Origin of the sequence: Leeuwenhoekiella sp. MAR_2009_132 (assembly GCF_000687915.1) — a bacterium.
In the GTDB taxonomy this organism is placed as follows: Bacteria; Bacteroidota; Bacteroidia; order Flavobacteriales; family Flavobacteriaceae; genus Leeuwenhoekiella.
Map to the genome: position 1 here is coordinate 1,135,886 of NZ_JHZY01000004.1, position 20,481 is coordinate 1,156,366.

22 protein-coding genes are annotated in these 20,481 nt (G+C 38.1%); 12 read left to right on the plus strand and 10 right to left on the minus strand.

Annotated features, from left to right (window positions below):
- Both P164_RS13310 and P164_RS13315 read right to left on the minus strand, forming a co-directional pair.
- Nucleotides 1-750: a uroporphyrinogen-III synthase gene (locus P164_RS13310; protein WP_028376828.1), complete on the minus strand. Its 750-nt coding sequence runs from the start codon at nt 748-750 to the stop codon at nt 1-3.
- A 16-nt stretch (nt 751-766) separates the two neighbouring features.
- The gene (locus tag P164_RS13315; protein ID WP_028376829.1) at nt 767-1,432 is read right to left on the minus strand and encodes a DUF4271 domain-containing protein; all 666 of its coding nucleotides are present in this window, start codon (nt 1,430-1,432) and stop codon (nt 767-769) included.
- 107 nt (nt 1,433-1,539) lie between these two features.
- On the opposite strand from P164_RS13315, the gene P164_RS13320 reads away from it, so the two are divergent.
- The 3 genes from P164_RS13320 to P164_RS13330 are packed head-to-tail and all read left to right on the plus strand — an operon-like array spanning nt 1,540 to nt 4,089.
- Nucleotides 1,540-2,271, plus strand: a complete 732-nt coding sequence (locus tag P164_RS13320) for a polyprenol monophosphomannose synthase (RefSeq protein WP_028376830.1) — start codon at nt 1,540-1,542, stop codon at nt 2,269-2,271.
- Nucleotide 2,272: 1 nt separating this feature from the next.
- Complete coding sequence (locus P164_RS13325; protein WP_028376831.1) at nt 2,273-3,613, plus strand: dihydroorotase; 1,341 nt, start codon at nt 2,273-2,275, stop codon at nt 3,611-3,613.
- Entirely contained in the window at nt 3,610-4,089 is a 480-nt protein-coding gene (locus tag P164_RS13330; protein WP_028376832.1) for a DUF4296 domain-containing protein, read from the plus strand. The genes P164_RS13325 and P164_RS13330 overlap by 4 nt, the downstream gene beginning before the upstream one ends.
- On the opposite strand, the gene P164_RS13335 is transcribed toward P164_RS13330, so the two are convergent.
- Nucleotides 4,076-5,086, minus strand: a complete 1,011-nt coding sequence (locus tag P164_RS13335; RefSeq protein ID WP_028376833.1) for an NAD-dependent epimerase/dehydratase family protein — start codon at nt 5,084-5,086, stop codon at nt 4,076-4,078. The genes P164_RS13330 and P164_RS13335 overlap by 14 nt on opposite strands.
- Nucleotides 5,087-5,261: 175 nt before the next feature.
- On the opposite strand from P164_RS13335, the gene tyrS reads away from it, so the two are divergent.
- Nucleotides 5,262-6,569, plus strand: a complete 1,308-nt coding sequence (gene tyrS / locus P164_RS13340; RefSeq protein ID WP_028376834.1) for a tyrosine--tRNA ligase — start codon at nt 5,262-5,264, stop codon at nt 6,567-6,569.
- A 78-nt stretch (nt 6,570-6,647) separates the two neighbouring features.
- Here tyrS and P164_RS13345 read toward each other — a convergent pair whose 3' ends face one another.
- The 3 genes from P164_RS13345 to P164_RS13355 all read right to left on the minus strand — a co-directional run bounded on the left by P164_RS13345 (nt 6,648) and on the right by P164_RS13355 (nt 12,032).
- A complete protein-coding gene (locus P164_RS13345; RefSeq protein WP_028376835.1) occupies nt 6,648-7,343 on the minus strand; it encodes a zinc metallopeptidase in 696 nt (231 codons plus the stop codon).
- A gap of 158 nt (nt 7,344-7,501) precedes the next feature.
- Nucleotides 7,502-11,008, minus strand: coding sequence for a leucine--tRNA ligase (locus P164_RS13350; RefSeq protein ID WP_028376836.1), 3,507 nt, complete (start codon nt 11,006-11,008; stop codon nt 7,502-7,504).
- 97 nt (nt 11,009-11,105) lie between these two features.
- Nucleotides 11,106-12,032 carry a ketopantoate reductase family protein gene (locus P164_RS13355; protein ID WP_028376837.1) on the minus strand — a complete coding sequence of 309 codons (927 nt, stop codon included), beginning with the start codon at nt 12,030-12,032 and terminating at the stop codon, nt 11,106-11,108.
- A gap of 133 nt (nt 12,033-12,165) precedes the next feature.
- Between P164_RS13355 and P164_RS13360 the strand changes: the two genes are divergently transcribed.
- From P164_RS13360 to P164_RS13380, 5 genes are all read left to right on the plus strand, one after another.
- The gene (locus P164_RS13360; RefSeq protein ID WP_028376838.1) at nt 12,166-13,044 is read left to right on the plus strand and encodes a cell division protein FtsX; all 879 of its coding nucleotides are present in this window, start codon (nt 12,166-12,168) and stop codon (nt 13,042-13,044) included.
- Nucleotides 13,045-13,130: 86 nt separating this feature from the next.
- The gene (locus tag P164_RS13365) at nt 13,131-13,451 is read left to right on the plus strand and encodes a DUF3098 domain-containing protein (RefSeq protein ID WP_051621354.1); all 321 of its coding nucleotides are present in this window, start codon (nt 13,131-13,133) and stop codon (nt 13,449-13,451) included.
- Entirely contained in the window at nt 13,452-14,249 is a 798-nt protein-coding gene (gene uppP / locus P164_RS13370) for an undecaprenyl-diphosphatase UppP (RefSeq protein ID WP_028376839.1), read from the plus strand.
- A gap of 34 nt (nt 14,250-14,283) precedes the next feature.
- Nucleotides 14,284-14,985, plus strand: coding sequence for a tRNA pseudouridine(55) synthase TruB (truB, locus tag P164_RS13375; protein WP_035899842.1), 702 nt, complete (start codon nt 14,284-14,286; stop codon nt 14,983-14,985).
- 73 nt (nt 14,986-15,058) lie between these two features.
- A complete protein-coding gene (locus tag P164_RS13380; protein WP_051621355.1) occupies nt 15,059-15,793 on the plus strand; it encodes a hypothetical protein in 735 nt (244 codons plus the stop codon).
- Here the strand turns inward: P164_RS13380 and P164_RS13385 are convergent.
- On the minus strand, nt 15,768-16,406 hold the full coding sequence (locus tag P164_RS13385) for a thioredoxin family protein (RefSeq protein WP_028376841.1): 639 nt from the start codon (nt 16,404-16,406) through the stop codon (nt 15,768-15,770). The two genes, P164_RS13380 and P164_RS13385, sit on opposite strands and share 26 nt — an antisense overlap.
- A gap of 93 nt (nt 16,407-16,499) precedes the next feature.
- Here P164_RS13385 and P164_RS13390 point away from each other — a divergent pair, with 93 nt between their 5' ends.
- The 3 genes from P164_RS13390 to P164_RS13400 are packed head-to-tail and all read left to right on the plus strand — an operon-like array spanning nt 16,500 to nt 18,287.
- Nucleotides 16,500-17,078: a DNA-3-methyladenine glycosylase I gene (locus tag P164_RS13390; protein ID WP_028376842.1), complete on the plus strand. Its 579-nt coding sequence runs from the start codon at nt 16,500-16,502 to the stop codon at nt 17,076-17,078.
- Nucleotides 17,075-17,629, plus strand: coding sequence for a hypothetical protein (locus P164_RS13395; RefSeq protein ID WP_125411777.1), 555 nt, complete (start codon nt 17,075-17,077; stop codon nt 17,627-17,629). Before P164_RS13390 ends, P164_RS13395 begins: the two co-directional genes overlap by 4 nt.
- Nucleotides 17,610-18,287, plus strand: coding sequence for a DUF2490 domain-containing protein (locus P164_RS13400; protein WP_028376844.1), 678 nt, complete (start codon nt 17,610-17,612; stop codon nt 18,285-18,287). The genes P164_RS13395 and P164_RS13400 overlap by 20 nt, the downstream gene beginning before the upstream one ends.
- Here P164_RS13400 and aat read toward each other — a convergent pair.
- The 3 genes from aat to P164_RS13415 form a co-directional block, all read right to left on the minus strand.
- Nucleotides 18,282-18,920 carry a leucyl/phenylalanyl-tRNA--protein transferase gene (gene aat / locus P164_RS13405; RefSeq protein ID WP_028376845.1) on the minus strand — a complete coding sequence of 213 codons (639 nt, stop codon included), beginning with the start codon at nt 18,918-18,920 and terminating at the stop codon, nt 18,282-18,284. The genes P164_RS13400 and aat overlap by 6 nt on opposite strands.
- Nucleotides 18,921-19,071: 151 nt before the next feature.
- Complete coding sequence (locus P164_RS13410) at nt 19,072-19,452, minus strand: DUF3127 domain-containing protein (RefSeq protein WP_028376846.1); 381 nt, start codon at nt 19,450-19,452, stop codon at nt 19,072-19,074.
- Between the two features lie 33 nt (nt 19,453-19,485).
- The gene (locus P164_RS13415) at nt 19,486-20,367 is read right to left on the minus strand and encodes a flavin reductase family protein (RefSeq protein WP_028376847.1); all 882 of its coding nucleotides are present in this window, start codon (nt 20,365-20,367) and stop codon (nt 19,486-19,488) included.
- Nucleotides 20,368-20,481 lie beyond the last annotated feature (114 nt).

Sequence of the window (20,481 nt, forward strand, 5' to 3'; positions counted from 1 at the left end):
CTACTTTTTACTATTTACATCATCAATGTATTTCTCAAGAGCCATAGTCATAGACGGTGTTTCTGGAGTTGGCGCCATAATATCTACTTTAAGACCAGCATCTTCAACAGCCTTAACGGTTGAATTGCCAAAGACAGCAATACGCGTATCATTCTGCTTAAAGTCTGGAAAATTCTCAAAAAGAGATTTTATTCCGCTAGGGCTAAAAAATACCAATACATCATAAGTCACATTTTTTAAATGTGATAAATCACTTACAACCGTACGATAGAAAATACCTCTATCCCAGGTAAGCTTTAAATCATTAAGAACCGAAGGAACTTCAGGCTTTAAAACATCTGAAGATGGTAATAAAAACTTCTCTGTTTTATACTTCTTTAAAATCGTTGACATTTCGGTAAACGTACGTTTACCCACATAAATTTTACGCTTACGATAAACCACATATTTCTGAAGATAATACGCAACAGCCTCACTCTGACAGAAATATTTTAACGAATCTGGAACTTTAAAACGCATCTCATCGGCGATTCTGAAGAAATTATCGACAGCATTACGACTTGTTAAGATAATTGCCGTGTATTTATTCAGGTCGATTTTTTGATGCCTAACTTCCTTCCCAGAAACACCCTCTACGTGGATAAAAGGCACAAAATCAACTTTAACACGCTTCTTCTCTTGCAGTTCAAAATAGGGGGAATTCTCAACTTTTGGCTCTGGTTGTGATACCAAAATAGTCTTCACTTTCATAGACATTCAAATTTGTTTAATTAACTCCCATACTAAACACCTTATATAAAATGAAGTAGGGTGCAATTTCAAGTGCGCAAAGGTACAAAATAAAATAAAAGAGATTGAAATAAATCAACTTTTCATATTTACGCAACGTATTGAAAAGACTGATTAAATTGAATAAAACAAAAACCCCGATTATTATTTTTATTAATATCAAACTAGGATTTATTCCGTAGACAAACAACGCATTAACTGGTAATAAAATCAGCGCAAAAAAGCTTCGGTAACTCAGTTTTTGAAATTGGTAGGAACTTAAGACGTGCTCACCACTAAATAAAACACCCATCATACGCTCAATAAAAAATTTTAGCGCGATAAATACCACATATACTAATGCAATGCGTATATATAATAAAACCGGACTTATTTCTACAGCTATACCAAAATGCGTGAGTGCAATTTGAATAAAGAGGGAGACCGATAACAGCTGGGCCACAAATAGTATTAAGTTAAACGGATCTTGAAATTTAATTTCCTTATTCGCCTTAAGAAGATACTTTTCATTTATAAGTAGCTCTGTAAAATCTATAAAACGAGTCTCGTAGGCAACTTTAACCAGTACTATAAGTGCAAGACATGCAACAAATACAATGGTAATCCAGTCATTACTAATAAAACTGCGTTCTAGAGCTTGCACGATGCTGTTAATTGAGAGGTTAAAATTAATATAATTCAGAGAGTTTAGACGATTGCAGCAGACAATTAACGTGCAAAATAATTACATTTGCGCTTAAATTACATACGATGGCAGGTTCGCTCGTCATAATCCCAACCTATAACGAAGCAGAGAATATTGAAAAGTTAGTGCGTAATATATTTGCGCAACAACGTGCATTTGAAGTACTGGTAGTTGACGACAATTCACCAGATGGTACAGCTCAACTTGTTACCGCTTTACAACAGGAGTTTAGAAACAACTTACATTTAATTAAAAGACCTGGTAAAAATGGGTTAGGCACTGCATACATTGCAGGTTTTAAATGGGCTTTGAGTAAAGAGTACAGCTATATTTTTGAGATGGACGCAGACTTCTCACATTCACCTAATGATTTAATACGTTTATACAATGCCTGCGCAAAAGGAAATGCAGATCTCGCAATAGGCTCTAGATATAAAACAGGGGTTAATGTTGTAAACTGGCCAATGGGAAGAGTTTTATTATCTTATGTAGCTTCAAAATATGTTCGATTTATAACAGGGCTTGATATTGCAGATACAACAGCGGGTTTTATTTGTTATAAACGTGAAGTTTTAGAGCAGATAACACTCGATAAAATTAAATTTGTAGGATATGCTTTTCAGATTGAAATGAAATTTAAGGCGCATCTTCTGGGTTTTAAGATTTCTGAAGTGCCGGTGATATTTGTAGACAGAACACGGGGTACCAGCAAAATGAGTACAGGGATATTTAGTGAAGCCGTTTTTGGAGTAATAGGAATGAAGATTAAAAGTCTTTTTAAAGGATACGCGATATAGAATGGAAAAAGTACTAATTAAGGACGCAAACATAGTTAATGAAGGCTCAATTATGCGCGGTGACGTATATATTGAGAATGGTATTATTATGGAAGTGAGTCAGAATTTGAGCGTTAAAAGCCCAGATGTACACGTTTTTGATGCCGAAGGACAACATTTGTTACCTGGTGTTATTGACGATCAGGTTCATTTTAGAGAACCCGGTCTTACACACAAGGCATCTATAGCAACAGAGTCTGCTGCCGCAGTAGCAGGAGGTATTACTTCCTTTATAGAAATGCCTAATACGGTACCGCAAACTACTACTATAGAAAAGTTAGAAGAAAAATTTAGTATTGCTGCAGAGACTTCTTACGCAAACTATTCATTCATGTTTGGTGGCACAAATGACAATCTTGCCGAAATTAAAAAGGTAGATAAGAAAAAAGTTGCCGGTTTAAAGCTCTTTTTAGGAAGTTCTACAGGTAATATGCTGGTAGATGATGAAGAGGTTCTGCGTGAAATTTTTAAAAGTACAGATCTTTTAATCTCGGTACATTGCGAAGACGAGGAGACTATACGCGAGAATTTAGCAATTTACACAGAGCGTTATGGTGATGATATTCCTATTAATATGCACCCTATTATACGTAGTGCCGAAGCATGTTATATATCTTCATCTCGAGCAATTGCCTTAGCTAAAGAAACAGGAGCCAGACTACATGTTTTTCACCTATCTACTGCAAAAGAAATGGAGCTGTTTGACAATAAGACACCTCTAAAAGATAAAAAAATTACTGCCGAAGTTTGCATACACCACCTGTGGTTTAGCGATGCAGATTATGAAGAAAAAGGCACTCTTATAAAATGGAATCCTGCTGTAAAAACTCAGGCAGATCAAGATGCGTTGTGGGAAGCCTTACTTGATGACCGCTTAGATGTTATTGCTACAGATCACGCACCACATACTTTAGAAGAGAAACAAAACGTATACACAAAAGCACCTAGTGGTGGTCCGCTTGTGCAACATGCACTGCCGGCTATGCTAGAGATGTATCACGAAGAAAAAATAAGTCTTGAGAAGATTGTAGAAAAAATGTGTCACAACCCTGCTATTCTTTTTGAAGTAGAAAAGCGCGGTTTTATTAAACCGGGTTATTTTGCAGACCTAGTAATGGTTGATCTTAACAATCCCTGGACGGTTACCACAGACAATATTTTATACAAATGCAAATGGTCTCCATTTGAAGGGAGCACTTTTAAATCACGTATTACACATACTTTCGTAAATGGTCGATTAGCATATAAAAACTTTAAAGTTTATGACGATAAGTTTGCAAAGCGTTTAACCTTTAACCGATGAAAAGAACGGGCTATATAGTTATGCTCTCGCTACTGCTCCTGCTGAGTTGTAACGACATTCAGAAGCCTAAAAAGCCTGATAATTTTATCAAGAAAGATCTTATGACAGACATTTTGTATGATGTCTCGATTATGCGTACCCTTAGAACGTACAATATGAATGAGATGCGAAGCCTGGGTATTGAGCCAGACTCCTTCATTTATAAAAAATACGATATAGACAGTTTACAGTTTGCAGAAAGCATAAATTACTACAGTGTCAATTTTAATGAGTTTACAGCGATTTGGGAAGAAGTAAGCAAAAGACTTACCGAGCAGCGCGATAAACTTCAGTTTGCACAAAATGATCAAGACAGCATTCGCAATGTAGAATCTAAATTTAAAAGAGATTCTATACGCAAACAAGTTCAACTTAAAGACAGCCTTTCAAAAATTGAACCTACACAAGACTCTCTTCTTGCTCCTATTGGCGATTAAAATGATTGGCAATTCGGTTAATCGTTTCTTCTAAGGGGGTATATTTAAAAGCTAGCTGATTCTTTATTTTTGTAGTGTCATAAATCACCTGAGTATAAGCAGAGCGTGCAGTAGTTCTAAACAAACGTCGCTTTTTACCAAACAGACTTGCTACCCAATCGAGACGCCAGGCTAATTCTAGTTGCCAGTTTTTTACCTTTTTAGTTGGAAGTGCTACCTGCAACGCAATTGCAATTTGTTCAAATACCTGTTTAAAACCCAGGTTATGACCTACTAAAATATAACGCTCATTTACTTGCTTGCTCCGCATAAGCAAAATCATTGCATTTACCACATCTAAAACATCTACAAAACCAGAAGAACCCGGGACCATGTAATCAAGACCCTTTTTAATTTTTTTAAAGAACACACCACTACCCTGTTTGTAGAACCCTTCACCTAAAATTATTCCGGGGTTAACAATTACAACATCAAGACCTTCCTGCGTGCCTCGCCATACCTGCATTTCTGAAGCAAACTTACTAATGCTGTAAACGCTATTTTCTTTGTTAGCTTCCCAGTGTGTCTCTTCTGTTATTGCCCCTTTAGAATTACCTAAGGCTGCCACAGAACTCACATAGCATACTTTTGTAACCTTATTTTTAATGCAAAGATTAATCACATTTGCTGTACCTTCTACATTAATTTTTTGTAGCCTTTCAAAATCTCTTGGGTTAAACGATATAAGCGCTGCACAGTGATACACAAAGGTTATGTCATCAAATGCTTCAGTAAGCGCAGGAATATCTGTAACGTCTGCTTCTACCCACTCTATATGTTTAAAAAGTAACGCTGCCTGTTTTGTATTCTCTTTAGCTTTCCATTTAAATAAATCGCGCACCGGCTCAATACTTTCAATTGTTCTATAGGTAGCACGTAGTTTTGTTTCGCCCTGAGCGATCAATTCATACATTAAATGCGAGCCAACTAAGCCTGTTCCTCCAGTTACTAAAATCATGGGCACTAAGTTAACGATATTCTTGCGTTCTTGTCGCGATGCTTTGCGCAATATCTTTATCTTTGCGCGCTTATTAATCGCACTTTAAGCAGGTCTTACAGGCATTAATTTGACAGCTAAAAAGTCGAACTAGTTTAATCTCGATTATCGAGTAAAATCGCAGAAAACCGTAATTATGATTACCAATTTTATTGAAGAACTTAAATGGCGCGGAATGATTCACGACGTGATGCCGGGCACCGAAGAACACCTTATGGAGCAAATGCGCTCTGCCTATGTAGGATTTGACCCTACCGCAGATAGTTTGCATATAGGGAACCTGGTTCCTATCATGATTTTGGCTCATTATCAACGCTGCGGTCATAAACCTTTTGCGCTGGTAGGTGGCGCTACAGGCATGATAGGTGATCCTTCCGGGAAGTCTAGCGAGCGTAATTTACTTGACGAAAAAACTTTACGCCACAATCAGGAATGTGTAAAAGGACAACTTTCTCAGTTTTTAGATTTTACCTCGGGTGCTGCAAATCAGGCCGTATTGGTAAATAATTACGACTGGATGAAAGATATTTCTTTCCTCGATTTCATTCGCGATGTGGGTAAACACATTACCGTAAATTATATGATGGCAAAAGACTCGGTTAAAAACCGGTTATCTGGCGATTCTGAATCACGTGGCGATGGGATGTCTTTTACTGAATTTACCTACCAGTTGGTTCAGGGCTATGACTTTTATCATTTGTATAAAGAACACGGTCTTACCCTCCAAATGGGCGGTAGTGACCAGTGGGGAAATATCACTACGGGTACCGAAATGATACGCCGTATAGGCGAGGGTAAAGGGTATGCACTTACCTGCCCGCTTATCACAAAATCAGACGGAAGCAAGTTTGGTAAAAGTGAAGGTGGCAATGTATGGCTAGATGCTGAGCGTACTTCTCCTTATAAATTTTACCAATACTGGTTAAATACCAGCGATGAAGACGCCGCTAAATACATTAAGATTTTTACCTTTTTAGAAAAGGAAGAGATTGAAAACCTAATTGCAACCCACCAGGAAGCCCCTCATCAACGTGCTTTACAAAAGCGTCTTGCTGAGGAGGTGACACTTACCGTACACAGCGCAGAAGATCTTGAAAATGCCGTAAAAGCGTCAGAAATTCTCTTCGGAAAATCTACAGCTGCAAACTTAAAAGCACTTAATGAGAAAACCTTTTTAGATGTTTTTGAAGGTGTACCGCAAGCGGAAATTAGCCGTGGGGAAGTTGAAGCAGGATTAGATATCGTGAGTGCTCTTTCTGAAAAAACCGGATTTTTAAAGTCTAACGGAGAAGCAAAACGCGCATTAAAGCAAAATTCAATTTCTGTAAATCAGGAAAAAGTAGCAGACGGTCGCAACATCACTACCGAAGATTTAATCAACAACCGATTTATTTTATTACAGAGCGGTAAGAAAAATTACTTTGTGATTCGCGTGATGGATTAAATTCGCTTATACATCAATAAAAAAGCCGCAAACAGAATCGTACTGTTTGCGGCTTTTTATTTTTATTTTCTACTTGAACTATCTTCTTCCGCCAAAAACCTGTAGCGCAAAATACAATAAGGTTGCCAGCGATCCTATTGCTGCCACCACATATGTACGTGCAGCCCATTTTAAAGAATCTTTAGCCCCGGCATGTTCCTGACTGGTCAACATATTAGATGATTCTAACCAGGCCAAGGCACGATTACTCGCATCATATTCTACGGGCAACGTAATAAAAGCAAATAATGTTCCCATTGCAAATAGACCAAGACCTATTACAGCCACGGTAAAACCTACTCCACTACTTATAATTGACATCAACACAAAGCCTCCTATAATTACAAACATAGACATACGAGAAGCTACACTTACTACTGGCACTAGCGTAGAACGCATAGTTAACCAACTGTAAGCTTGTGCGTGTTGTACCGCGTGCCCACACTCGTGCGCCGCTACTGCAGCTGCAGCTGCATTACGCTGATTATAAACCGCCTCACTTAAATTAACCGTTTTGTTTGCAGGATTATAGTGGTCTGTCAATTGACCTTGTACCGATATCACTTTTACATCATTAATCCCATTATCACTAAGCATTTTACGGGCAATTTCTGCACCGCTCATACCATTTTGTAAATGTATTTGTGAGTATTCTTTAAACTTGCTTTTTAATTTATTACTCACTAACCAACTCACCAGTGCAATTGCACCTATGAGAATATAATATCCCATCATAACTTTAAATTTTAGGTAGTATAAAACTAATCATTAATTAGCAAAAAATAAGCCAAAACGAAAGCTGTCGTTTTGGCTTATTTTCCCTCATCCCCAACCCTCTTCCAACGTAGAAGGGAGGAGCGTTTTGAAAATTCCCCCTTTGGGGGTTAGGGGGATTAACCCACAAAATTCACAATCTTACCCGGCACAATAATCACCTTTTTAGGTTCGCGGCCACCCAAATATTCCTGAGTTTTCTCGTGTGCACGTACTGCCTTTTCAATTTCTTCTTTAGAAAGATCTAGCGGAAGTTCCATTGTAAAACGCATTTTCCCGTTAAATGAAATTGGGTATTCTTTACTGCTTTCTACCAAATGTTTTGCGTCAAATTCTGGAAATGGCGCAGTAGCGATAGACTCGCTGTGCCCTAATAAACTCCACAATTCTTCTGCAATGTGTGGCGCGTAAGGCGAAATCAAAACCGCCAACGGCTCCAGCACTTCTCTGCTGTTGCATTTTAATGCGGAAAGTTCGTTTACCGCAATCATAAATGTAGAAACCGAAGTATTGAAACTGAAGTTCTCAATATCTTCCTGAGCCTTTTTAATGGTCTTATGCAACACTTTCATAGCCTCTTTAGAAGCAGCATCTTCTGAAACCGCAAAGTCACCCAAGTTTCCGGATGCATCTACTGTGTGATACAACTTCCATAATTTTTTAAGGAAGTTATGCACTCCAGTGATTCCTGCAGTATTCCAGGGTTTTGCCTGCTCTAACGGACCTAAAAACATCTCATACATACGTAGCGTATCGGCGCCGTACTCCTCACAAATATCATCGGGATTGACCACATTATATTTGGATTTAGACATTTTTTCTACCTCTCTTTTTACAAGGAATTTTTTTTCATCACCAACATAAAGTCCTAATTGATTTTCCTGTCTCCAATTCTTAAAGCTATTTAAATCAAGATAATTCGAATTATCTACCATATTAACATCAACGTGGACTTTGAAGAGGGTAAAGCCTAATCCATCTATTGCTTTCGAATAATTAGGAAATTGCTCTTTTAATTTCTCATAAACATCTTTTACAGCTGTTTGAAAATCACCTTTATTTTCTTCAGGTATCATGTCAGCGAAAGGATGATTTTTTATAAGCTCGTAAGAAGCATATATTTTATTATCATAATTCTTAATGAAATCGTCAACTGACTCTCGCTCTTTTTTGTCAAATGAAACCCCTAGGATTTTATTGACTATATAATCAACATGGTTTTCTAGCTTAAGTCTATAAGTAAATGCACTCTCCCCCAATATCATTCCCTGATTAATCAGCTTTTTAAAAGGCTCTTCTACAGAAGCAAAACCGCGATCTTTTAAAAACTTTACCCAGAAACGGCTGTATAATAAGTGACCGGTAGCGTGCTCGCTACCGCCAATGTACAAGTCCACATCCTGCCAGTAATCCATCGCTTCTTTTGACGCAAAAGCTTCATCGCGCAAAGCTTTCTCCATATACCTGAAGAAATACCAGCTTGACCCTGCCCAACCGGGCATTGTGTTTAACTCGAGTGGGTAAACTCCATTGTCCCCCTCTCGGTCTCCCCCCACGGGGGAGAGGTTTTCGTTACTCACTACTTTGTTTTGGTTGGTATCCCAGGCCCAAACATCGGCACGGCCTAATGGCGGTTCGCCTTCTTCGGTGGGTAAGTATTTTTCTACTTCAGGTAAGCGAATGGGTAGATGCTCAGGCGCGATCATTTGTGGCATTCCGTCTACATAATAGGTCGGGAATGGCTCTCCCCAATAGCGCTGGCGGCTAAATACTGCGTCGCGCAAGCGGTAGTTAATTTTGCCTTCTCCCTGCCCTAATTCTTCCAGTGCTTCAATCGCTTTAGGAAGCGCTTGTTTATATGACAATCCGTTTAAGAAATCTGAATCTTTAAGCGGCGTATTATCTTTTTCGGCGTATGCCTGCTCACTAATATCTACGCCGTCAAATATATTTTTAATAGGAATATTAAAATGCTTTGCAAAATCCCAATCCCGCTGATCCCCGCAAGGAACCGCCATCACTGCTCCTGTACCATAACCGGCAAGTACATAATCTCCTATCCAGATTGGGATAGGCTCTTTGGTAAATGGGTGCTCTGCATACGCTCCTGTAAATGCTCCCGAAATGGTTTTTACATCGGCCATACGCTCGCGCTCACTACGTTTTGCAGTCGCTGCTATATACGCATCAACTTCAGCTTTTTGCTCTGGAGTGGTAATCTCATTAACCAAATCTAGTTCTGGAGCAAGTGTCATAAACGTCACTCCAAAAATAGTATCGGGGCGAGTGGTGAACACAGATATACGCTCCCCACCTAAATCCTCCCCCAAGGGGAGGACTTTCTCACGACGCTCTATTTCACTGGTAATCGTTTCAACTACCTTTTCAACATTATTTAGCACCTCATCATTAGAGAATCTTAGAACTTTGTACCCTTTTTTCTGTTCCAATAACAATTGACGTTCTGCATCTTTATCCATTTGATATTGATGCACATCCCCATCTACCTCAACAATGAGTTGAGCTGAAAGACACACAAAATCAACAATATATTGATCAATTGGATGTTGCTGTCTAAATTTAAATCCGGTTTTTTTACCGCGCAATTTGCTCCACAGTAGGGCCTCGGCTTTTGTAGGTTTATCACGCATTTCCTGAGCGCGTTCTAAAAGAACCGAGATTAGTTCGGGCTTTCCGGTCATAAAACCGGCGTGGCCTGCGCCCCCTCCGTGGGAGGGGGTTGGGGGGAGGATTATGAATTCTACTGAAGCCCCCTTACTTCTCCCAATCCAATTGGTTTGTGAATCTTTAAGCGGTTGTGGCCAGTCGATATCTTGCAGTCCATCTAGTAAACGCTGTGCATAGGCACTAATGCGCATACTCCATTGTTTCATTTTTTTACGTACTACAGAATGACCGCCGCGCTCTGAAACGCCGTTTACAATCTCATCGTTTGCTAAAACCGTACCCAATGCCGGGCACCAGTTTACTTCGGTTTCTGCTAAATACGTTAAACGGTATTTTAAAAGAATTTCCTGTTTCGCTTTCGCGGAAGCATTCTTCCAATCTTCAGCGGTGAAGGCTTCTATATCCTCATCACAAACGGCATTAACTGAAGCATTTCCTTCGACTTCAAATTTTGCAATAAGAGTGTCTACGTGTTCTGCTTTGTTGCTGTCTTTATTATACCAACTTTCAAAAAGCTGAATAAAAATCCATTGGGTCCAGCGGTAATACTCAGGCTCAGAAGTGCGCACTTCGCGACTCCAATCAAATGAAAAACCTATTTTATCAAGCTGCTCACGGTAGCGTGCAATGTTGGTATCAGTCGTAATAGCAGGGTGTTGCCCGGTTTGAATGGCATATTGCTCTGCCGGCAAACCAAAAGAATCATAACCCTGCGGGTGTAACACATTAAATCCTTGATGGCGCTTGTAACGCGCATAAATATCACTGGCGATATACCCTAACGGATGCCCCACGTGCAGACCTGCCCCTGAAGGATATGGAAACATATCCAGAACATAATATTTAGGTTTATCACTGTTATTTTGAGCTTCAAAAGTACCGTTATCTTTCCAGTGCTTTTGCCATTTTGCTTCTATCGCGTTAAAATCGTAGTTCATTGCCGTGTGTTACTTTGCGCACAGGGTGCGTTATAATAGGCGGCAAATTTACAATTTTAAAGGGATTTGGTGTTTTGCTTTCGCGAAAGCTATAAAGCTACGATCGCGCCTCTTTTTCCATAGGTTTAAGGCATTCATAAATGAGCTCATTTATAGGAACCGGAACCCCAAGACGTTTCCCTTCCCTCACAATATAACCGTTAAAATTATCGAGTTCGCTAGGCTTGCCCTCCATAATATCGCGCTGTGTAGAAGCAGTTACGTCTGCTCCCTGATTTTGAATCGCTTCAAAAACAGCATCCATATGCGCTTCGGTAAGCTTGATGCCCTTAGCTTTTGCTACTTTAAAAATCTCTTGAGCCGTATCTCTCATCATATTAAAAAGATAATCACTAGATCTAATTTTTCCCATAGGTACACGCACCAAACCACCAAGACCACTAATGGTACATATGAATAAAAACTTCTTCCAGATTTCTACTTGAATATTATCTACTAAGTGAACCGTAACGTCGCCCACCTCTTCAAACATTTCTTTGATTCTTTTTGCTCGATCTGTAAGACTGCCATCAAGTTCTCCCAGGGTAATACTGGGCTCAAAATAGGGATGTTTTATTTTGCCAGCGCCATCTACAAAACTCACGATGCGGCACAATCCACCTAAAACCTGTGCTTCTGGAAGTACTTCAAGAATCATTTCGGCATTTGCCGCGCCATTTTGTAACGGCAAAAAAAGTGTTTCCGGTTTTATGAAAGGCTTCAGATTTTTTACCGTATCATTTACCTGCCAAGATTTTACACCTAAAATTACAAGATCTGGAATAGGTATTTTACTCAAATCATCTGTGGCAAGATCTGGTGTCGCTTTAAAATCACCTTTGTAACTGGTAACATCTAACCCATTATCCTGTATCGCTTTGAGATGTTCACCGCGAGCGATAAAGGTTATATTATGTTTTGTCTGTGTGAGTTTTCCGCCAAAATAGCCACCTACACCACCTATACCATATATAAGAATATTCATCGTTTTCTATTTATATTTTAAGTTTAAGAACACTGTTATTTTGAAAAAGACAAACTAAAAATACAAAATGCAGAAAGGGTGCGTTTAAGAAGCACGAACTTTAGTATTTTTACGCAAAATTTTAGTAAGCCTCATGTCGTCATCTTTTGAAAAATTTCAACGCCGCAGATTGATTTCATCGTATTTTTCGGTGGTTCTAAGTATTGCTTTGGTGCTGTTTTTACTGGGTTTATTAGGCCTTTTAGTGCTCAACTCTAAGAAAGTTGCAGACCACTTTAAAGAGCAAATTGCACTAACGGTGTATCTCAAAGACGACGCCAAAGAAGTAGAAATGAAGCAGCTCGAAAAGACCTTAGCGCTTGCAGACTACACAAAATCTACTCAATTTGTCTCTAAAGAGGAAGCTGCAGAAGAACATAGTAAAGAAATAGGTGAAAATTTTATGGATTTTCTAGGGTACAACCCGCTGCAAAACTCGATAGATGTTTATATGAAAGCAGACTTTGTTTCTGCCGCTCAGGTAAAGGAAATTGCTGACGAATTGATGACTAAAGACTTTGTGGAAGAGGTAAATTATGACCAGCCACTTATCTCATTGCTTAATGACAACATTAAAAAGATAAGTCTGTGGATTGTGATTATTAGCGGTGTTTTTACACTAATTGCTGTATTGCTTATCAATAGCGCCATACGCCTATCTGTCTATTCTAAACGTTTTACGATTAAAACCATGCAAATGGTGGGGGCAACCAAAGGGTTTATACGCAGACCTTTTATTTGGCTAAGTATGAAACTGGGGATGATAGGTGCCATAATCGCACTAGCCGGTATGGCAGCAGTTTTGTATTACTTAAATGAAACGTTTCCTGAACTTGAATTGTTACGCGATAAAATGATTTTAGCTATATTATTTGTAGGTGTTTTTGCCGCTAGCGTTATCATTACCTGGTTTAGTACCTTTTTAGCAACACAACGTTTTCTCAATTTGAGAACAGACGAACTTTACTATTAGATCTAAGACTTAAAATTTTAGATAAGACATAAAAGAGCAAAAGCGCTCTTAACATATAACCAATAACATTTAACTCTTAACGAGAAATGGGAGAACAAAAACGAAAAAAGCAAAACGAACTGCACCGCAGTAGTTTTATTTTTAAGAAAAAAAATTATCAGGTAATGCTTATAGGCCTTGGTGTAATTGCACTGGGTTTTATTTTAATGTCTGGTGGTGGCAGTGACGATCCTAACGTTTTTAATCCGGAAATTTACAACTGGAGACGTATACGTCTGGCTCCTGCTTTGGTATTAATAGGTTTTGGAATAGAAGTGTATGCGATTTTATTGAACCCAGACTCATCTTCAACAATAACACGAGATAAAGTTTCTGAAACTTTTCCTAAGGATAAGCACACCAAGTAAATGGATATAATAGACGCTATAATACTGGGTATAATTCAAGGACTTACCGAATTTTTACCGGTATCGTCAAGTGGTCATCTCGAATTAGGTAAGGCTATTTTAGGGGATAATACACTACCAGAAGAAAGTCTTTTATTCACCGTAGTACTTCATTTTGCTACAGCTTTGAGTACACTGGTTGTATTTAGAAAAGACATTTTTGACATCATAAAAGGTTTATTTCAATTTAAATGGAATGAAGAATCTCAATTTGCGGTCAAAATCATATTGTCTATGATACCTGCTGTCCTTATCGGTTTGTTTTTTGAAGAGCAATTAGAATCTCTTTTTGGTGGAAATATTTTGCTGGTAGGGATGATGCTTATCATTACAGCTCTTTTATTATGGCTTGCAGATAAAGCAAAAGATACCCAAAAACCCGTAAGTTATCGCAACGCTGTTGTAATAGGTATTGCTCAGGCAATAGCGATGCTTCCCGGCATTTCAAGAAGTGGCGCAACAATTTCTACATCGGTTTTATTAGGAAACGATAAAGCTAAAGCAGCCCGGTTTTCATTCTTAATGGTGGTGCCTTTAATTTTTGGAAAAATCGCAAAAGACATTCTGGGCGGTGAGATCACAACAGACTCTGGTAATTTTACGGCTCTTTCTATTGGTTTTGTTGCAGCATTTGTAAGCGGATTAATTGCCTGTACATGGATGATAAAACTGGTTAAAAAGAGTAAGCTTTCCTGGTTTGCAATCTACTGCCTAATTGTAGGCATCATTGCAATAGGTTTTGGGTATTCTAACCTTTAACCCTATTTTTTAAATAGCATTTCATAAAATCAGTATGCAGTTTACCGAAGAAGACTTTAAAGAAGGGCAGATTTTGCTTTTTGACAAACCCTTAAACTGGACGTCGTTTCAGCTGGTTAACAAGGCGCGGTGGTTAATACGCAAAACATTTAATATAAAAAAAATTAAAGTAGGTCACGCAGGTACTTTAGATCCTCTGGCTACCGGTTTGCTTATTATTTGCACCGGTAAGTTTACTAAGCGTATTGAGGACTTTATGGGGCAGGAAAAAGAATATACAGGAACCTTTGTTCTTGGTGCTACTACGCCTTCTTACGACTTAGAGACTGAAATAGACGCGACCTTCCCTACTTCAGAAATCACCGAAGAATTAATACATGCTACAACAGCACAATTCACCGGAAACATTCAGCAAAAACCACCTGTTTTTTCAGCTTTAAAAAAAGAAGGTAAACGCCTATATGAGTTTGCCCGGGCAGGCGAAGCGGTAGAAATCCCGAGTCGTGAGGTAGAGATTTCGGCCTTTGAGATTACCCGTATCAAACTTCCTGAGGTAGACTTTAGAGTACGTTGCAGTAAAGGAACGTATATACGCTCATTAGCTCATGATTTTGGTAAAGCACTAAATTCTGGAGCCCATCTTTCCGCTTTGCGCAGAACAAAAATTGGCGCATATTCCGTTACAAATGCTACAAATCTTAAAGATTTTGAAGCCGCGTTATATAACGCAGATTAGTCATACAATTAGCACGAGGTTCTTCCGTTTTGTTTAACAGCAACGCACGCTGCGTTTTTGTATTTTTACAGTTATGAAATTATCACCAGAAGATAAAGCAATGCTTATCACCTTTACCGGTGCCAGCATCTTTGTTCTGGTTTTTTTCTTTTTAACAATAAACCCGTACGATACATCACAGGTAGAAGAATTTATACCAATTCCTATAATTCAAGATATTCCTGAAGAGGAGCAACAACTTGAGCAACTTGAAGAAGTGCAACAGTTAAATCAAAAAATGACAAATCAAGCGCAAAATAGCAATAGGCTGGTGCGTGAGGCAAATAGATTTTTTAGTCAGCAAAATCAAGTTGATAATGCGCTAAAAACAGATTCTGAAACAGCTGATCCTTCAGAAGATAATGACGGGGACGATGAGTCCTTCCCAGATTACCAACAGCGTATCGCATTGTTAAAGCAAAAACGGAAAGAAAAACAGTCTGCTGGAGAAAACAGTACTTCAAAAGAGGTTTCTAAAGTAAATACATCAAGTTACAGACGCAGTACCGTTACCTATCACCTAAATGATCGCAATGCCATTAAAATACCTAATCCTGTATATACATGCGACGCCACAGGAAAAGTGGTTATTAATATTGAAGTAACCAATCTGGGCAGCGTAAGTAAGGTTTATTTTAATAAAGCAGCTTCTACAACAACAAATGGCTGCCTTGTTGACCAGGCTTTAGAATATGCGCAACAGGCGATATTTAATGACAGCCCCAGACCTTCTCAGTTAGGCACTATAACTTTTGAGTTTCAAGGTTAAGAGCGCTTAATATCAACAGTAGTTCTGAGAGTATAGACATCCCTTTATCTTTATTATACCACAATTGCAACTCTTCTTTAAATGAAGGTTTAATCTCACCATATTTTGCCTTGTCATCAACTAATTTTTGAGCCGGTGCAGAACGCGAACCCCAAGAAGTAAGAATTTCCTGAGTAATCGAATCCTGAATAATAAGTTTAGGAATAGACATCGCCCCATTTGTTAGAAAAGCATCCATCAATTGAGGGTGATCGTCTCTCAAGATTACTTTAAAATTAATCGCCGGTTGTACTTCTGCTATACGATTCATAACGGCGAGTGCCGGTGGCGCATCACCACACCAGCTTTCAGAAAGTACAAGCCAGTTTAACGGCCTATTAAACGTCTCAATTTGCAATTCTTGATCTTGAGTAAGTCGTAAGGTTTTATCCCAGCGCTTCATACGCTTATCATTAAGTACTGTGTAATTAGATAGTGCTTCTGATTGGGTGTGACCTGTACTCGTAAAAGAGGCTGCATGCTTTGCAACCAGTATGCGGTAATCTGCATAGGTCAACCCGCTTACAACAGCCTGCTTTGCAAATTCCTGAACTTCTATAGGATTTAAACTCATTTCAAAAAAGTCGGTATTTAATAACTTAACTTACACCTTTAAAAGGTCACGATTATAAATGTTTATCTTTAAATAATCAGATAAACTAGATTTATGATTATTAACAGATGTGGCTGGTGCACAGGAGATGCGCTTTATGAAGCCTACCACGATACCGAGTGGGGCGTTCCCGTTTATGATGATGCAATACTTTTTGAATTCCTAATACTAGAAACCTTTCAGGCAGGTTTAAGCTGGATTACTATTTTGCGCAAGCGCGAAAACTTCCGCGAAGCGCTAGACAATTTTAACTATAACAAGATCGCCAACTATTCTGCTGAAAAGTTAGAAGATCTTATGAGCAATCCCGGAATAATTAGAAATAAACTTAAAATAAAAGCTACCGTATCTAATGCAAAAGCATTTATTAATATTCAGGAAGAATTTGGCACGTTTTCAAAATACATTTGGGGGTTTGTAAATCATAAACCGGTACAAAATGCAGTTTTAAATTATAAAGAAGCTTCCCCAACTACAGCTGTTAGTGATGCACTATCTAAAGATTTAAAAAAACGCGGATTCAAATTTACAGGATCTACCGTTATTTATGCGCATATGCAAGCTACAGGAATGGTAAATGATCACGAGATAACTTGTTTTAGATATAATCAAATTAAAGAGTTAAACCCATGAGGTTGCTAATATTCTTCATTTTAATCTCTGGTTTGAGTATGCTAAATGCTCAGGAAGTAAAACAAGAATATGAGCAAAAAATTAATGCTCAACAGATGCCTGTGGAAGCTTTAAAGTATATTGAAAATCTTAAAATAGAAAAGCAAAAGATGCGTTACTATAAAGAAATAGATGGCGCTGCTACTAGTTTTGAGTCTAAATTTAGATCTAAAGGATATTTATATAGTGTAGAGTTTAATGAGAACGGTAAGCTCGAGGATGTAGAAGTTGAAGTTTCAAAAGGCGAAATGAGTAGCGTTATAAAATCAATTGAAGCTTACTTAAGCACTACCTTTGACCGGCATAAAATTGAAAAAATTCAGGCGCAGTACCAACCTAATAGTAATTTTATACATATTGCTCCCAGTAATCCTGATGCCTGGGAATTAATAATTGCCACAAAAAATACAACCAATAAATTAGAGCGATTTGAAATGACATTTGATCAAAATGGTAATTTTCTAAAATCGCGTGAAGTAGTGAGACAACCGTATGACTTTTTATTATTCTAGACTGCTGTTGTTAGCAGTTCTTTTCCCTCTGTGCCTTTTTAGTCAACGCACAGAATTTTTAAACCAGCATGAGCTTTCCTTAAATTACAAGCCTGAAACAAGATGGAGTTTTAATTTTGAGTTTACTAATCGCAATACCTTTCCTACATCTGAGGAAGCTTACAAAGTACAGCATTTAGAATTATCGCACTTTACAACCTACCAAAGTGGTTTCTACGGAAGTTTTAGTCTAGGATTACGCTATAGAAACCGTGATCTATTTGATGCAGAACGCAGTAATGAAGTGCGCATTACACAGCAATATAATTATGTGAGATCTTATAATCAATATCGCATAGGTCACAGATTTAGGCTAGAAGAACGATTGTATACAGGAGAAACTGCCTATAGATTACGCTATAGATTAGGTATTGATTTTCCGCTACAGGGCTTACGTTTAGACACGGGTGAATTTTACACTGCCATTAACTTAGAAAACGTCTATAGCGTTCAGGATCGGGAGAAACCAGATTTTAATCAGCGGTTGTCGCTAACGCTTGGTAACAAAATAAGCCCTGCGACAAAACTTCAGATTGCTATAGAATATAGAAAAGATGATTATTTACTTGAGGAGTCAAACAGAGTATTCTTATATACTTCAGCAAAAATTGATTTATAACAGATAAGATAAAAATTGAGATCTACTAATTTCTGAGGCTCCCATACGCTCCAGATGCTCTGTATAAACCTGGCAATCTATTAAATTGTAATCTTGAGTTTGTAGTTTTTGCGCTAATGTTATAAGTGCAACCTTACTCGCATTACTCACTTTGGCAAACATACTTTCGCCACAAAATATGTTCTTTTCCTTGAGATTTAAGCCATATAAACCACCTACCAGAGCATCATTTTGCCATACCTCAACAGATTCTGCAACGCCTATTTCATGTAATTTTTGATAGGCTTCTAACATCTCATTAGTTATCCAAGTTCCATCTTGACCATCTCGCTTTATGCGCTTACAATTTAAAACCACATCAAGAAAACAAGTATTGTAAGTCACCCTAAATACCTTTTCGCGTAGAATTTTACGCATTGTTTTTGAGATGTGAATTTCGGCAGGTTTCAAGACCATGCGTGGGTCTGGTGACCACCACAAAACCGGCTGCCCATCATTGTACCACGGGAAAATTCCTTTAGAGTAGGCATCTAACAATCTATCTACAGATAAATCTGCCCCTACAGCAAGCAAACCATCCTCATCTGCATAGCTGTAATCTGGAAAAGGCTGATGTTTGTTTATATAAATGATGACTTTTGTATTTAATTATGATTGATCTTACTACACTAACTCAAGAATAATCAAATTACAATTTTAGTGCCTTATTTTTTTGAAAGTACTATAAAGAAATAACCCCTGTAGTTTTAAGGTTACAGGGGTTATTTATTAATTTAAAATTAGATTAAAATGGTAAATCATCGTGATCATCATCATCAAAATCTGAAGCAGGCTCAAATTGATCTGCTGGTGGTACAGGAGGCATACCTGCAGCACCAGGTGCAGAACCTTCTAGATTCTCTATTCTCCAGCCTTGAATACTGTTAAAATATTTTGTCTCTCCTTGTGGATTTACCCACTCACGACCCCGTAAATTAATACTAATTTTTACGTTTTGACCAGGCTTGTAACTGTCTAATAAGTCTGTCTTATCCTGTACAAACTCAACCATAATATGTTGAGGATACTGCTCCTCAGTAGTTACAACAATCTCACGCTTTCTAAAGCCATTACTTCCAAAGCTTTGCGTATCGCCTATCATTTTTACTTTTCCCTGTACTTCCATCTTAGTTGTTTATTGTTATACGTGCCTTTTGTATTAGGCTAAAATTAATTTCCAGGCATCACCTGTATTATCTTGATTAATCAAGTCGCGCACTTTTAAATGCAGTTCTTGATCTTCTTTATTGGTTATCAGAAGTTTTAAATCTTCATTATTATCTAAAAAAGCTGTGATCTCTTCTGCTGAAGGTACACGCTCTACGTTTCCTAATTTACCTAAATCATTACCCGTAAGCACACTACTATACCTAAATTTTTCAGGAATTTGATCTACGCCTATGCCTAAATTACGCAAAGGTTTTGGTACTTCAAACATTCCTTCTATGGCGCGTGTATACCAGTTAGCTCCCATACGGGCAACTAAATCTAGTTTATGCTCATTAATGGTGAGGTCTTCATTTAAAATCGCTTTCTGTATATGTATTTTTACAATTTCGCAAATTACAAGATTACCTGCTCCACCCTCATTTCCTAATGCAACAACATCTTTTACCTTACATTCAAATTGTACAGGTGATTCTTTCACTCTAAAAGGCTTCACAACTTCAGAAACTTCTTTTGTAAACCCTCCTTTTATAAATTCATCTACACCGGCGTCATAATCTGTGCTCGTAAGAGACATTTGCTGTACCATCGCATAATTAACACTATTTACAACCACTTCTCCCGTAGCTATAATATTATCTAAGGTATGCTTAGTCGTATTATCTCTACCCCGTCGTACCGGCGAAAATACCACGACAGGCGGGTTAGAACTAAACACATTAAAAAAGCTGTAGGGTGCCAGATTAGGCCTCCCGTCTGCATCTAATGTGCTTGCAAAAGCTATAGGTCTGGGGCCTACAGAACCAGACAAAATGCCATAAACGCTGGCATTATCTGTATTTGCAGGATCAATGGTAACAAATTCTTTGTTCATTTTGCAAAGGTAGGCATACGGTATTACACTTAAAACCGTTTTGATTACAATAATTCTCTAAGAAATACTTTATATTTAATTAGGTCTCTTTACTATTTTACAGACCATAATCCG